Annotated in this window: 14 protein-coding genes; 9 read left to right on the plus strand and 5 right to left on the minus strand. The window is 59.3% G+C overall.

Annotation, left to right across the window (positions count from 1 at the left end; all coding sequences use genetic code 11):
* Nucleotides 1–1,932: DUF5801 repeats-in-toxin domain-containing protein (locus ASD95_RS29360; protein WP_236709732.1), on the plus strand; the 1,932-nt coding region annotated here is incomplete at its 5' end.
* 282 nt (nt 1,933–2,214) lie between these two features.
* On the opposite strand, the gene ASD95_RS09660 is transcribed toward ASD95_RS29360, so the two are convergent.
* Nucleotides 2,215–2,928 carry a response regulator transcription factor gene (locus tag ASD95_RS09660; protein ID WP_056728079.1) on the minus strand — a complete coding sequence of 238 codons (714 nt, stop codon included), beginning with the start codon at nt 2,926–2,928 and terminating at the stop codon, nt 2,215–2,217.
* A gap of 832 nt (nt 2,929–3,760) precedes the next feature.
* Here ASD95_RS09660 and ASD95_RS09665 point away from each other — a divergent pair.
* From ASD95_RS09665 to ASD95_RS09680, 4 genes are all read left to right on the plus strand, one after another.
* Nucleotides 3,761–5,365: a tetratricopeptide repeat-containing response regulator gene (locus ASD95_RS09665; protein ID WP_056728077.1), complete on the plus strand. Its 1,605-nt coding sequence runs from the start codon at nt 3,761–3,763 to the stop codon at nt 5,363–5,365.
* A complete protein-coding gene (locus ASD95_RS09670) occupies nt 5,362–6,054 on the plus strand; it encodes a sensor histidine kinase (protein WP_056728076.1) in 693 nt (230 codons plus the stop codon). The genes ASD95_RS09665 and ASD95_RS09670 overlap by 4 nt, the downstream gene beginning before the upstream one ends.
* Nucleotides 6,055–6,255: 201 nt before the next feature.
* Nucleotides 6,256–7,500: a glutamine synthetase family protein gene (locus ASD95_RS09675; protein ID WP_177336496.1), complete on the plus strand. Its 1,245-nt coding sequence runs from the start codon at nt 6,256–6,258 to the stop codon at nt 7,498–7,500.
* Between the two features lie 70 nt (nt 7,501–7,570).
* Nucleotides 7,571–8,935 (plus strand): MFS transporter, encoded by a 1,365-nt coding sequence (locus ASD95_RS09680; RefSeq protein ID WP_056728072.1) that lies wholly within the window; start codon nt 7,571–7,573, stop codon nt 8,933–8,935.
* 65 nt (nt 8,936–9,000) lie between these two features.
* Here the strand turns inward: ASD95_RS09680 and ASD95_RS09685 are convergent, their stop codons facing one another.
* The 4 genes from ASD95_RS09685 to flgA all read right to left on the minus strand — a co-directional run bounded on the left by ASD95_RS09685 (nt 9,001) and on the right by flgA (nt 11,608).
* Complete coding sequence (locus ASD95_RS09685) at nt 9,001–9,747, minus strand: flagellar brake protein (protein ID WP_056728070.1); 747 nt, start codon at nt 9,745–9,747, stop codon at nt 9,001–9,003.
* 92 nt (nt 9,748–9,839) lie between these two features.
* Nucleotides 9,840–10,307, minus strand: a complete 468-nt coding sequence (locus tag ASD95_RS09690; RefSeq protein WP_056728067.1) for a flagella synthesis protein FlgN — start codon at nt 10,305–10,307, stop codon at nt 9,840–9,842.
* A gap of 48 nt (nt 10,308–10,355) precedes the next feature.
* Complete coding sequence (gene flgM, locus ASD95_RS09695) at nt 10,356–10,682, minus strand: flagellar biosynthesis anti-sigma factor FlgM (RefSeq protein WP_056728065.1); 327 nt, start codon at nt 10,680–10,682, stop codon at nt 10,356–10,358.
* Between the two features lie 167 nt (nt 10,683–10,849).
* Complete coding sequence (gene flgA, locus ASD95_RS09700) at nt 10,850–11,608, minus strand: flagellar basal body P-ring formation chaperone FlgA (RefSeq protein ID WP_056728063.1); 759 nt, start codon at nt 11,606–11,608, stop codon at nt 10,850–10,852.
* An 83-nt stretch (nt 11,609–11,691) separates the two neighbouring features.
* Here flgA and ASD95_RS09705 point away from each other — a divergent pair, with 83 nt between their 5' ends.
* The 4 genes from ASD95_RS09705 to flgC all read left to right on the plus strand — a co-directional run bounded on the left by ASD95_RS09705 (nt 11,692) and on the right by flgC (nt 14,689).
* Complete coding sequence (locus tag ASD95_RS09705) at nt 11,692–12,624, plus strand: chemotaxis protein CheV (RefSeq protein WP_056728060.1); 933 nt, start codon at nt 11,692–11,694, stop codon at nt 12,622–12,624.
* Between the two features lie 45 nt (nt 12,625–12,669).
* Nucleotides 12,670–13,497 (plus strand): protein-glutamate O-methyltransferase CheR, encoded by an 828-nt coding sequence (gene cheR / locus ASD95_RS09710; RefSeq protein ID WP_007980127.1) that lies wholly within the window; start codon nt 12,670–12,672, stop codon nt 13,495–13,497.
* Nucleotides 13,498–13,834: 337 nt separating this feature from the next.
* The gene (flgB, locus tag ASD95_RS09715; protein ID WP_056728058.1) at nt 13,835–14,242 is read left to right on the plus strand and encodes a flagellar basal body rod protein FlgB; all 408 of its coding nucleotides are present in this window, start codon (nt 13,835–13,837) and stop codon (nt 14,240–14,242) included.
* Between the two features lie 3 nt (nt 14,243–14,245).
* Entirely contained in the window at nt 14,246–14,689 is a 444-nt protein-coding gene (flgC, locus tag ASD95_RS09720) for a flagellar basal body rod protein FlgC (protein ID WP_007980123.1), read from the plus strand.
* Nucleotides 14,690–14,692: the final 3 nt, after the last annotated feature.

The following is a 14,692-nucleotide window of genomic DNA, read 5'->3' on the forward strand; positions in this document are numbered from 1 at the left end:
GCCAACACAAGCAATCCGGATGATTCGACGACGTTGACCTCGGACAACCTGGTAACGCTGACCGCGACCATCACCGACAAGGAGGGCGACAGTGCCCTGGCGACGCTGAACATCGGGCAGAACCTGGTGTTCAAGGACGACGGCCCGAGCATCACCACCACCGGCGTGGAGCCGACGCTGACGGTGGACGAGACGGTACTGGCGACCAACGATACCCAGAGCTTCGCTGCCAACTTCAATTCGGCGTTTGGCGCCGATGGGGCCGGCACCCTGACCTATGCGCTGGGCGTGGTGGCCGGGGCCTCCGGGTTGATCGACACGGCCTCGGGCCAGGCGGTGAACCTGTCGCTCAACGGCACCGTGGTCGAAGGGCGTACAGCCCTCAATAACCTGCTGGTGTTCACGGTCAGCGTCGCCACCAATGGCAGCGTCACGCTCGACCAGGCCCGCGCCGTGGTGCATGCCGACCCAAGCAATCCCGATGATTCGAGGAGTTTGACCTCGGACAACCTGGTGACGCTGACCGCGATCAAGACCGACGCAGACGGCGACAGCGCCCTGGCAACCCTGAACATCGGGCAGAACCTGGTGTTCAAGGATGACGGCCCGGCACTCAGTTTCGGCAACCTGATCGGGACCGGTAGCGTCCTGGCGCAATCCGGATTCTGGAATATGGCGACGGGAGCCGACGGGCTGGGTGCGGCCGGTCTGGACATCTCGTTGGTCAATAACCAGTTCACCCTCGTCAGGCCCGACAACACGACCACGACCGGGACCGGCACGCTCACCGAGCAGACGCCATCACCGGACGCCAATGGCGCGTACCAGTTCGCGGGAACCTTGACCGGTGATTTCGACAACAACGCTGCAACGGCGAATACCACCGTCGACTACACGCTGACCGCCTATGCCGATGGTCACTATGCACTGGATCTGGTGCAGGGCTTCAGTTCGACGATCGTGCTCAGCAGTGCCGACGGCTCGCTCGCTGCCGGCGGCCCGGATYCGGTGCGCACCTTGTTGATTCCTCAGACGAATGACCCGGCTATTCCTTCGACATCCGAGGAGATCGTGTTCTTTTCCGCGAAGGCRCTGGCCTCGACCGCGGACATCCTSAGCGGCATCGGGCTCGGAGCCCCCGACCCCACCGAAGCCGCGCTACAGACCAACCCCCTGCCGTCGTACATCGACCCTGCATCCATGAACGTCAGCACGTCCGGCATCGGCGTCGGCAACAACGTCTTCCAGGGCGATAACCTGGCGGCCATCAGCGCCGCCGATGAAAGCATGAAGGTCTTCATCGACAACTCCGTGGCGGGTTACAACACGGCGACCGAAGATCTGTACTACAGGATCTACTACGCCGATGGCACGTTTTCGAACCAGGTCGAGGTGAACACCCTGACGCCAGAGGCTGGCGGGCAGGTGTCCTTCCTCATCCAGAAGGAGGGTACGTCACTGATCGACGCTGTTCAGCTGACGATGGGCCGGGGCGATGTCAAGATCCCGGTGATCCAGTTCATTCAGCAGAGCGAGAGTCTGGCCAGCGATGTCCAGCTGGCGTTCAGCGCAACGCTGACGGACAAGGATGGGGACTCGGCGACCAGTGCGTTTGCCGCCAATTTGTTCGCCAACGACCCGACCAACGCATCCTTCGACTTCTCGCTGGCGGGCACGATCGGTAAGCAGGATGCGTTCAACATCGACCTGTCAGTCAATGACAACCTGTACCAGGTCACCGGCTTCGATACGGGTTCAGGCGTGCAAGACAAGCTGGTGCTCAACGGCGACCCGAACGCCGTTGTCCAATCGATCAACAACGCCGGCGCAGATAGCGTCGTGACGGTTGCCGAGACTGGCGGACAAACAACGACCATCACCGTGGTCGGGGCCCATGTTGAGAATACCGACATCTTTTTTGGCAGCGCCTGAGGCTTTGCGCGTGTGAACGGATGCGAGGGTGGCCCAGGAAACCACCCTCGCATTCTTTTTGCGGTTCCGATACGAGATCCCCATGATCGCTACGCTGTGAACTGGCGAGCAGCACAAGGCTTGAAAAGCGCGGCGGGTAGGTACGGGTGGACGTGGCAGATTTTACGAAAACGACATCAGTATTGCGGGGCACTCTGTCCCGGGATACCGACAAGGACGGCAAAACGGTGACGGTCTACTCCCTGAAAGTGAGGGGCAGACCGTTTTGTATCGACTTGAAACTCATTCCAGTTCCACCCAGGCGGACTCGGTCGGTGCTTCGTTGGTGAGCCCGTGTTTCAGCGCATACATCAGCAAGTCGATGCGGTTGATGAGATTAAGCTTTTGATAGATGTTGCTGAGGTGGTTGTGCACGGTGTGCTCGCTGATCCCCAGGCGCCCGGCGATGCTCACGTATTTGGCGGACGGTTCGCCCACGATGGCGCGAATCAGTTCTCTCTCGCGCAGCGTCAACCGCGCCTGTTTTGCCCGCTCCAGATTGCATTTTATGGGTATTTGCCCGGTCGCGGCATAACCGGAAAGGCCGCCAGCCCAAGCTCTATCCATTGCGAAGTCGCTATGGTGGACCTTGAGGATGGCCTGGATAATTGATTCCGTCGGGTCTTCCGCCAGCACGATGCCGCGAGCGCCAGCCTCTATCGCCTGGGCAGCGGGGACAACTTCATACAGGCCCTTGAGCAGCAGCACTTTCATTTCGGCGCTACGGGTGAGTCCCGCGACGACATCCAGAGGATTCAGCGCATCCGGAAAGAAACTGAAAAAAATCACATCGGGCCGCAGCTGATCGGCAAGATCCAGCGCCTGGGTATAAGTGGTGGCTTGCGCTGTCACTTCCATCCGGGGTTTTCTGGCATTGATCAAATCGTGAAGGCCCATGAGTACGAGGGGACGACAATCGATCAACATCACGCCAATTGACTCTCTTTGGTCAGTCATGATCTTCCTGACCCTCTTGAAAAACCAGTGAAGGCCTCCCCCCGCAGGACTTTGCGAGGCAGAAACTTGGCCACTTGGGCGGTGCGATTGAAGGACGGAATTGAACGCAGGGAGGCCGTAATGAAGCCCTCCCAGGCATTGGCAACCATCGACCCCGGGACCATTTCCATCAACAGCACTGGCACGTGGGGCGAACGTTTCCAGAAGGCAGTCAAAGCCCGGGAGAGAAGATCAATACGAATAATTATCAGTGGTTTACACATGATGATGTGCTCCCTCCCGCCTCTCAACTGATTCTAGGTCAGCTCGGAGCGCTTCCAACCTACCCATCCGTCAGTGCTCGATCCAGTCCCGGTGCGGACAGGCCTGACCGATGTTCTCGAGACGGGGAGTAACCCTCGAAAATCAAGGTATTAGGCCTGCCATAGATGGCCAGTGGCCAAGGTCGGATCCACATCATGATCGTCAATTAATCGACGAGTGGCGTTAACTTGGGAGCGCTAATATCGAATTAGTCAATTTGTCGGCGATATCTGGCTGGTTAGCCACCTTTTTTTGTGCACGAGGTCTCGTTTTCAGTAACGCCTTCGCATATTCAGATTGAGCGTTGGGGAAGGCTCTCAAGGGAATGCCATGGCTGGCCGATAACATGGGCAGTCAAGAGCCTCTTCGTCTCTTTCGGTCGATGCATATGCTGATTGGCGATGAGAAAGTGTGTTGATGGCTAAGGGCTACCAGCTATCATCTGCGCGCCAAAACAGGGGCTGCGAAGCTGAGTCCGTCCGTGTATTTGCCTTTGGGTTCTTCTTCTTAAATTGCCTGGAAATCTTCGATGCTGTCGTATCACCAAAAGCGTTTTCTGATCGTCGATGATTTCTCGGACTTCCGCAGTTCGGTCAGGTCGATGCTGCGTGAACTGGGCGTCAAGGAAGTGGACACTGCCGATACCGGCGAGCAGGCGCTGAAAATGTGCTCGCAGAAAGCCTACGATTTCATCTTGCAGGACTTTCACCTGGGTGACGGCAAGAAGAACGGCCAGCAGGTGCTCGAAGACCTGATGGAAGAAAAGCTGATCAGCCATGAATCGGTGTTCGTCATGGTCACCGCCGAAACCAGCCAGGCCATGGTGCTCAGTGCGCTGGAGCATGAGCCCGATGCCTACCTGACCAAGCCGTTCAACCGTTCCAGCCTGGCCCAGCGCCTGGAGCGCCTGGAGCAACGCAAGACCCTGCTCAAGCCGATCCTTCAGGCCCTCGACCGCGGTAAGCCGATGGAGGTGCTCAACGCCTGTATCGCCCTGTGCAAACAAGACATCCGCTATTCGCCACTGTGCCTGCGCTTTCGCGCCGATGCCCTGCGCGACCTGAATCAGAACGAAGCGCTGGAGCGTCTCTACGACAGCATCATCGCCGACCGCCCGTTGCCATGGGCGTTTGCCGGGTTGGGCAAGTTGTTGTTCAAGCGTGGCCAGGTCGGGCAGGCCAAGGGCATTTATGAAAAAGCCCTGAAAGTCTTCCCGATGATGCCGTCGCTGTATGACGGCATGGCGGATGTACTGGTCGCCGAAGGGGATACCAAGGGTGCGCAGCGCGTCCTGGAAGAGGCGATTCGCCTGTCGCCGCTGGCGGTGCGTCGCCAGGCATTGCTCGGCAAGCTGGCGATGACCAACGAGGACTTCGACACGGCGGCCAAGGCCTATCGCCAGGCAGTGAGCCAGGGCGCGCAGTCACGGTTCAAGGATGCTGAAAGCAACCTCGGCCTGGCCCATGCGTTGATCAGCAAGGGCAGCGAACGGGGCCTGGACACGCGGACCCGCCTGGAAATCAACACCACATTGAGTGCCGTGGCCAAGGAGAACCCCTCCGATCCGGGCCTGCAAATCCGGGCGCGCCTGATGAAGGCCACTAGCCTGTTGCTCAACGATGCAGAGACGGCCGACAAGCTCACCGAACAAGCCTTGTTGCGTCTGGACGGCATGGAGCAATTCATGAGCGCCGAAGCGGCCTTGCTGGTGGCCAAGCAGCTGAAACTGCTCGGGCAGACCGAAGCCGGCACCGCGATGCTGAAAAACTGCGTGGAAATCTACGGCGACGATCCGGTGGTCATGAAGGACATCGCCAAGCAGACCGACGACCCGAGCATCCTCAATTCCGGCAACGCCGCCGCGGAACTCAACCGTCAGGGCGTGCGCGTGTACAAGACCGGCAATCTGGTGGAGGCCCGGCAGGTATTCCGCAAGGCCCTGGCGATGCAACCGAAGAACATCAGTATCGCCCTGAACATGGCGCAGTCATTGCTGCATGGCACCGATACCAGCGTTCCTTCGGCGGAGCTGGAGGAGTGTCGGACCTGTCTGAAAATGGTCGGCCTGATGCCCGACACCGACGCGCGTTATCCGCGTTACCAGAAGCTGAAAAGCAAGGCGCTTGGCCAATGAATGACAACGAGCAGGCACTGGATTTCTCCACGGTGATCGCCTCTACCGTGCACGACATGAAGAACTCGCTGGCCATGCTGATGCAGGCTCACAGCCAGTGGCTGGGGCAATTGCCGGAGTCGGCGCGGCAAGCGCCGGAGCAGGGCGTGATGGACTTCGAATTCGCCCACCTCAACGGCATGCTGGTGCAGTTGTTGGGGCTGTACAAGCTCGGCGTCAACCAGATGCCATTGCAACCGGCCTACCATGAACTGGACGACTTCATCGAAGCGCAACTGGCCTGTCATCAGGAGGTGTTCGCCAGCCGCGGCATCATGGCCACCTATGAAGTGGACCCGCTGAGCCCTCTGGGTTTCTTCGATCGTGAGTTGATCGCGTCGGTATTGGCCAACTGCATCAACAACGCCATTCGCTTTGCACGGCATGCCGTTCTGATCAGCGTCAGCGACGATGCCGGGCAACTGGTGTTGACCATCAATGACGATGGCGAGGGGTATCCGGCGCAGATGATCGAGCGTCAGGCCGATTACGTGCAGGGGATCAATCAAAGCACCGGCAGCACCGGGCTGGGCCTGTACTTTGCCGGGCGAATTGCCGCGCTGCATCAACGCAACGGCGTGGGTGGGCGTACAGAAATCAGCAATGGCGGGCCGTTGGGCGGTGGAGTGTTTCGCCTTTACCTGCCCTGACCGGCAGCATATTTTTCGACGCTGCTTGAAATTCCGAACACGTGGAGCCTATTTTGTACGGTCGCCGTTCGCGGCCCGCACAATAACAAGGATAGCGTCATGACGACCGTTGGCCTGAGTTCACTCGCGCAGCGATTGACGGGCATTGATCAAGTTGAATGTGTCACGCCGGATTTGAATGGCGTTCCACGGGGCAAAGTGATGACCGCCGAGGGTTTTCTCGACGGTCGACGTTTGCAGATGGCGCGGGGTGTGCTGCTGCAATGCATCATGGGCGGATATCCGCCGGCGCGGTTTTACGGCAGCGACGATGGCGACCTCGCGTTGATCCCGGACCCTGCACAAATCCACCGCTTGCCCTGGAGCCATCCACCGCGGGCCTTGGCCATTTGCGATGCGGATGAACTGGGCACCACCACCAGCTCCAATCTGTCGACCCGTGGCCAGCTCAAGGCGGTGATTGCCCGTTACGCGGCTCGCGGCCTGGCACCTGTGGTGGCGACCGAGCTCGAGTTTTTTGTCTTCGCCCCCAACACCGATCCGACCCTGGCTTTTCAACCGCCACTGGGGCTGGACGGTCGCCGCGAAGACGGTCAGTCGGCGTTCAGCGTCAGTTCCAACAACGGCTTGCGGCCGTTCTTCAATGAAGTCTACGAGTGCATGGCGGCCCTGGGGTTGCCCCGCGATACCTTCATGCACGAAATGGGCGTCAGCCAGTTCGAGATCAATCTGCTGCACGGTGATCCGCTGTTGCTGGCCGACCAGACGTTCCTGTTCAAGCACCTGCTCAAGGAAGTGGCCCTCAAGCACGGCCTGAGCGTGGTGTGCATGGCCAAGCCGTTGGCGCATACGCCGGGCAGTTCGATGCATATCCACCAGAGCGTGGTCGAGATCGATTCGGGACGTAATGTGTTCAGCGACGAGGCGGGCCAGGAGACGGCCACTTTCCGCCACTTCATTGCCGGTCAGCAAACGTGCATGGCCGATTTCACCGCGTTGTTTGCGCCGAACGTGAACTCCTATCAGCGCTTGTGCCACCCTTACGCCTCACCGAATAATGCCTGCTGGTCCCACGACAACCGGGCGGCGGGCTTGCGCATTCCGGCCAGTTTGCCGGTGGCCCGTCGGGTCGAGAACCGCTTGCCGGGGGCCGATGCCAACCCGTACCTGGCGATTGCCGCAAGCCTGGCGGCGGGGTTGCATGGCATCGAGAAGGCATTGGAGCCGAGCGCGCCGATCCAGGGTGAGTTCGACGTGCCGGATAATCTTTCGTTGCCGTGTACCTTGCATGCGGCGCTTGAGCGTCTGAAACGTAGCCAGTTGGCCAAGGAACTGTTCGGCACGGAATTCATCGAAGGCTACATCGCTTCGAAGACCCTGGAACTGACCAGTTTCCATGATGAAATTACTCCCTGGGAAAGGCGTGTTTTAGCAACCCAGGCCTGACGTCCCGTCGACATCCGGCTATCGTTTAGCGATAGCCGATTCTCACTGCAAGGAGCCGCTCGGAACGCCGATGCGCCAAATCTGGAAATCCTTTCGAGCGCTGTATTTCGCCTCGCTGATGATGTTGATCGGCTCGGGCCTGTTGAGTACTTACCTGGCGTTGCGCCTGGCTGCCGACCATGTCGACAGTCTGTGGGTCGGTGCGCTGATGGCTGCCAACTATTTCGGCCTGGTGCTGGGAGGCAAGATCGGTCACCGGTTGATTGCCCGGGTCGGGCATATCCGGGCCTATTCGGCGTGTGCCGGGATCGTTGGCGCGGCGGTGCTCGGCCATGGCCTGGTGGACTGGTTGCCGGCCTGGCTGTTTTTGCGGGTGATCGTCGGCCTCGGCATGATGTGCCAGTACATGGTGATCGAGAGCTGGCTCAATGAACAGGCCGATGCCAATCAGCGCGGCATGGTCTTCAGCGGATACATGATCGCTTCGTACCTGGGGTTGGTGCTGGGGCAGTTGATTCTGGTCATGCACCCAGGGCTGGGGCTTGAATTGCTGATGTTGGTCGCCCTGTGCTTCGCGCTGTGCCTGGTACCCGTGGCCCTGACCCGGCGCATTCACCCGGCACCTTTGCACCCGGCACCGATGGAGCCGCGCTTCTTTATCAAGCGTGTGCCACAGTCCTTGAGTACGGTATTGGGCGCAGGGCTGATCATCGGTTCGTTCTATGGTCTTGCGCCGTTGTATGCCTCTCAACAGGGGCTGACCACCGAGCAGGTCGGTCTGTTCATGGGTAGCTGCATTTTTGCCGGGCTGTTGGTGCAGTGGCCGCTGGGCTGGTTATCCGACCGTTATGACCGGGCCTTGCTGATCCGCTGTTTTGCCATGTTCCTGGCGGTCGCGGCGTTACCGCTGGCGATCTTGCCCAAGGTGCCGCTGGAGGTGTTGTTCGCCGTCGGCTTCCTGTGCTCGCTGGTGCAGTTCTGCCTGTACCCGCTGGCGGTGGCGTTCTCCAATGACCATGTCGAGGGGGATCGCCGGGTGTCGCTGACGGCGATGCTGCTGGTGACCTACGGTGTCGGTGCCAGTATCGGGCCGCTGGCAGCCGGGGTGCTGATGAAGCTGTTCGGCAGCCAGAGCCTGTATGCATTCTTCACGTTCTTTGCGTTGGTGCTAGTCTGGCGGATCCGGCCGAAAGCCGTGACCAACCTGCATCAGGTGGACGATGCACCGTTGCACCACGTGGCAATGCCGGACAGTATGTCCAGTTCGCCGCTGGTGGCTGCGCTGGATCCGCGGGTCGATGAACAGGTGGTGCAGGACCAGATGTGCAATCCGGTGAATCCGGAACCGCCAGCCGAATCAGGACCTGAATCCGATCAGCCGCCAGAAGACCCTGACTCCGGCCGCGAGCAAAGCTTTACCGAAGCCAGGCCTTAATACCGGGGCACAAAAAAAACGGGCAGTCACCGCAAGGGACTGCCCGTTTTCTTGTTGGCGCTCTATCACATGTCGTCTTTGTCGAAGCGGCGTGCTTCGCGTTGCAACTGGTAGACAAAGCGTTCGACCTGACGCTGCACCAGCCCGCTCATGTTGTGAAAGCGAACGCCGGCGAAGGTGGTGGAAATCCTTTCTTCGAAGTGCAGATAACGCAACTCGACCGGTGCGGTCATCTTGCCGAAGGGCAGGTCGGCGTTGAAACGGTCGTAGACCTGACCCAGTTGCAGGCTGCCGGTGATGTCGCCGTCGAAGCGCAGTTTGCAGCCGGTAGCGGAAATATCCAGCAGCTTGCCGCTGATCGGCGCCTTGAGCTTTTCGCCGTCCAGGTTGACGTTGACCAGCTGTGCCAGCTTCAGCGCGGCGCGGAACGCATTGCGGCGCTGGTGGTACACCACTTCATGGGGCAGGGGGCCGCGGTAGCAGCGGCTGCCACCGGATTCGTCGATTTTCAACTGGCCGTTGCTTTCCCAGGCAATGCGTACGCCTTCGTGGAAGCCTTCGACCCTGAACGGCTCGCCCGCCAGCAGGTAACGCTCGCCATCACGGGGAATCATTTCGTCCAGGGCAATCATGTTGCTGTCACGGTCCAGGTCCACCAGGTAGCTCTGGAAGCGCTGGCTGCGCTCATGGAACGTGATGATCAGCGGGTCATGGCTTTCGAGCAGCTGGCGCAGGTTGCTGGAGATTTCCAAGGGCGTGGAGAGCACCTTGGGTGGCTGCGGAGCATCATCCACGGATAAGGCATTGGACACGGTTAATCAATCTCCAGACAAAATTTGACTACGGCAGACTAGCAGTTTGCCAGTATGTTGCGCGTCTTGATAGAGCGAGGGCGTTGACCGCTTCATGCCTGACTGAGCGGGCGCGGCTTGGCAAGCTTGGAGAATGTTCCGCTGGCATCGTAAAGCGCCGGGGTTTCACCGCCGGTGAGGATTTTCAGCTGGGTGGCTGTAGCGGCCTGCTGAGTGAGGATCGACTGGCCGTTGTTGGCGTTGATGGCCTGGCACTGGGCCAGGAGATCGGTCAGCACGTCACTTTGCGCCAGCAACTGCTCGCCAATGCTCGACTGGCCGGCCAATTGCTCAAGGCCGCTGCGGTTGGTCGGCAGGTTGAGGCTGGCGAGGATTTCACTGCGCTTGCGGCCATGCTGTTCGAGCAAAACGATCAACGCCTGTTTCTGCGCCAGGATGTTCTCGAGCAATGGCATGTCGCGGCCATGCAATGCGAGGGATTCGGTCTGCAGTAACTCCAGCAGGTGTTGCGCTGGGGCAAAGTCGTCGGTGATCAGTTGCAGTAGATGAGTGTCGTGCATGGCTGGCCTTGGGTTTTAAGCGTCCAAAAGCCTGGCGCCGGCGGTGGCCTAGCGCTGGGCTTCGAAGTTGAGCAGTTTGCTGGCTACACGGTTGCTGTCGACTTTATAGCTGCCATCGGCAATCGCTGCTTTCAACTCGGCCACGCGGGCGTTGTCGACGGCAGGCTGATCGCGCAGCTTGTCAGTGACCTTCTGCAACTGTTGAGCCTCATTGCTGAGATGTACCGATTCCCCGCTTTTGACGGTGCCGGCCTGTTCGGCCGCGGACTCCAGCGGCGCGGATTTGCCGGCTTCGGCGCTTTCCTTGCTGGCGCTGGTACGTGTACTGCCCGTCAGGGACGAGGAGCTGTTCAAACGGCTGAAATCGATGACCATGATAAAAAACCTCTGGGAATTTGGACGCTTGCCATGGTTTCGGCCATTCCCTGGAAAACTTTAGGCTCATTTATCAATGAACCTTGCGCGCGTCAGCGCTTGCCCTGCATGGAGCACAGTCTAGGGAACAGCCGCGGCAAGCGCCACATTCAGATGAACAGAGCGCCTTACATGGACACTTCCACCTGCCCCGGTGCCATGACCTGCGCCTTGATGACTCGTTGGGAGTTGAGGTTTTTCACCCGGATTTGCTCGCTCAGGCTGCCGTTTGACAGCGCTTCGCCCGGCATGCGCACGCTGAGGGTGCCGCTGCGGGCGGTTATCACCACTTGATCGCCCTTGCGAATGACTTCGGCCTGCTCGATGTTCACCAGGGTAATTACCTGGTCGGCGACCATTGGTCGGGTCAGTCGCTGGCCGATCGCCTGATCGAGGGAGGTCAGGTAGCCCTGGCTGATGAGGCTGATATCGCGCTCGCGCAGGATCACGTCTCCAGGTTCGACAATGGCGGCGCGGCGCAGTGGCCGGGCGCTGGTCACGACCTCGCGAAACAGGCGGACTTGAGCGGGTACGAACACTGTCCAGGGGGAAGTACCCTCGCAGCGAACCTTGACCGTGACCCGTCCCAGCGGCTTGGGACTCTCGAGCGTTGCTGTCAATTCCTTGTCGCACATGGGCATGTGCATGCGCGGATCGAGCGGGTTGACCTGGATCTCGTAGCGACCTTCCGTTTGACTGGTAGCCAGATAGTCTTCTACGGTGAATTCAAGAAAGCCCTGAGTGACGCCGATAAGCATGTCAGGCAAGGTAACCGCGTCAGCAAGGGCAGGGCTGCCAGCGTTGAACAGGCAAACAGCCGCCAGCACGCCGGGCAATTTGCGGTAGGGTGTGGTCAGGCGTCGAAAAAATGTCGGTTCTGTGTTCATAACGATTAAAAAAGCAAGCGCCGTGCCGTTTAGTGATGAAGGCGCGTCGCAACAACACTTGGCGTTGGTGTAGGAGTCTGGGCATGGCTGGTGTAATGGATTCGGTAAACCAGCGCACGCAACTGGTGGGGCAGAATCGCCTTGAGCTGTTGTTGTTCCGTCTCGACGGCCAGCAACTGTACGGGATCAACGTGTTCAAGGTTAGGGAGGTGCTGCAATGCCCCAAACTGACGCTGATGCCCAAATCCAGTCCTGTCGTGTGCGGCGTGGCGAACATCCGGGGGGCGACCATTCCGATCCTTGATCTGGCGATGGCGACCGGCTCCGGCGCGTTGAAGGACAAGAACAACCCCTTCGTGATCATCACGGAGTACAACACCAAGACCCAGGGGTTCCTGGTCCGTTCGGTGGAGCGCATCGTCAACATGAACTGGGAGGAGATCCATCCGCCGCCCAAGGGCACCGGGCGCGATCACTACCTGACGGCGGTGACGCGGGTCGACAATCAGTTGGTCGAAATCATCGACGTCGAAAAGGTGCTGGCGGAAGTGGCTCCGACGCCGGAAGCGATTTCCGTTGGTGTGGTGGATGTCGAAACCCAGCACAAGGCGCTTTCGTTGCGCGTGCTGACGGTCGACGACTCGTCGGTGGCGCGCAAGCAGGTCACGCGTTGCCTGCAAACGGTCGGCGTCGAAGTGGTGGCGTTGAACGACGGTCGGCAAGCGCTGGACTACCTGCGCAAACTGGCCGACGAGGGCAAGAAGCCGGAAGAAGAGTTCCTGATGATGATCTCCGACATCGAGATGCCGGAGATGGACGGGTACACGCTGACGGCGGAAATCCGCAACGACCCGCGCATGCAAAAGCTTCATATCATCCTGCATACTTCGTTGTCGGGGGTATTCAATCAGGCGATGGTCAAGAAGGTCGGTGCCGATGACTTCCTGGCCAAATTCCGTCCTGATGACCTGGCATCCCGGGTAGTCGACCGGATCAAGGCAGCAGATATCAGCTAGAGGCCCGTGCCCCTGGCAGTCAACACGATTTAAGAGGCGGCATCATTGTCTACGGGTAATTTGGATTTCGAACAGTTCCGGGTATTCCTGGAAAAAGCCTGTGGCATTTTGCTCGGTGAAAACAAGCAGTACCTGGTCTCCAGCCGTCTCAACAAACTGATGGAACAGCAAGGCATCAAGTCTTTGGGCGAACTGGTTCAGCGCATGCAGACCCAGCCGCGCAGCGGTTTGCGCGAGCAGGTGGTGGACGCCATGACCACCAACGAAACCCTGTGGTTTCGTGACACCTACCCGTTTGAAGTCTTGAAGAACAAGGTACTGCCCGAAGCGATCAAGGCCAGTCCCGGCCAGCGCCTGCGCATCTGGTCGGCGGCGTGCTCGTCGGGCCAGGAGCCGTATTCGCTGTCGATGTCCATCGACGAATTCGAGCGGGTCAACATGGGCCAGTTGCGGATGGGCGTGCAGATTGTTGCCACCGACCTGTCCGGTACCATGCTGAACAACTGCAAGACCGGCGAGTACGATAGCCTGGCCATCGGCCGCGGTCTTTCGCCCGAGCGCCTGCAGCGTTATTTTGACCCGAAAGGGCCGGGGCGCTGGGCGATCAAGGCGCCTATCAAAAGCCGTGTGGAGTTCCGTTCATTCAACCTGCTGGACAGCTACGCGAGCCTCGGCAAGTTCGACATCGTGTTCTGCCGCAACGTACTGATCTACTTTTCCGCCGAGGTGAAGAAGGACATCCTGTTGCGCATCCACAGCACGTTGAAGCCGGGCGGTTACCTGTTCCTCGGTGCTTCCGAAGCGCTGAACGGTTTGCCGGATCATTACCAGATGGTCCAGTGCAGCCCGGGGATCATTTACCAGGCGAAGTGATGCAAAAGCGCCGCGCATAAAAATGGGAGTCCTCCGGGACTCCTTTTTTATGCGCGGCGCTTTTGCATCACGTAGGAGCTGTCGCAGGCTGCGATCTTTTGATCTTGATCTTGAAAAGCAAAATCAAAAGATCGCAGCCTTCGGCAGCTCCTACAGGGGGGAGTGTGCGTAGGACAAGCGGCAGAAAAGCGGCATCCGGCGGAAAACCGTTGCCGCTTTTCTGGCATTGCCGCGTTGCCATGGCCGGCAAAGCCCCGGTTTCCGGGTTTTTTTGAATTGGCATGGGGCTTGCTAAGTTGATCCTACGAAAAATCAGGTCACCCGAAGGTTTCCCGACATGAGCATCAGCTTCGATAAAGCGCTCGGTATCCACGAACAAGCCCTGGGCTTCCGCGCCCAGCGTGCCGAAGTCCTGGCCAACAACATCACCAACGCCGATACCCCGAACTACAAGGCTCGGGATCTGGACTTCTCGAAAGTGCTCGCCGAGCAGAACGAGAAAACCAAAGGCGGCACCTTCGCCTTGAACATGACCAACAACCGTCATATCGAAGCTGAGGGCCTGGGCAATGGCGACGAGTCGTTGCTGTATCGCACGCCGATGCAACCGTCGATCGACCAGAACACCGTGGACGCCCAGCTTGAACAATCAGCGTACGCGGAAAACGCGATCGGTTTCCAGGCCAGCTTCACCCTGCTCAACAGCAAATTCAAAGGGCTGGTGTCAGCCCTGCGCGGAGAGTAAGCCATGTCTCTATCCAGTGTTTTCAACATTGCCGGTAGCGGCATGAGTGCGCAGACCACGCGTTTGAACACCGTCGCTTCGAACATTGCCAACGCCGAGACCGTCTCGTCGAGCATCGACCAGACCTACCGTGCGCGTCACCCGGTATTTGCCACCATGTTCCAGGGCGGGCAGAGCGGCGGCAGCGATTCGTTGTTCCAGAGCCAGGACGCCGCCGGTCAGGGTGTTCAGGTGCTGGGTGTAGTTGAAGACCAGAGCAACCTCGAGGCGCGCTACGAGCCGAATCATCCGGCGGCCGATGCCAAGGGTTACGTCTACTACCCGAACGTCAACGTGGTGGAGGAAATGGCCGACATGATTTCCGCGAGCCGTTCGTTCCAGACCAACGCCGAAATGATGAACACCGCCAAAACCATGATGCAGAAGGTCCTGACCCTCGGTCAGTGATAA

The sequence above is a fragment of the Pseudomonas sp. Root71 genome, assembly GCF_001429045.1.
Lineage (GTDB): Bacteria > Pseudomonadota > Gammaproteobacteria > Pseudomonadales > Pseudomonadaceae > Aquipseudomonas > Aquipseudomonas monachiensis.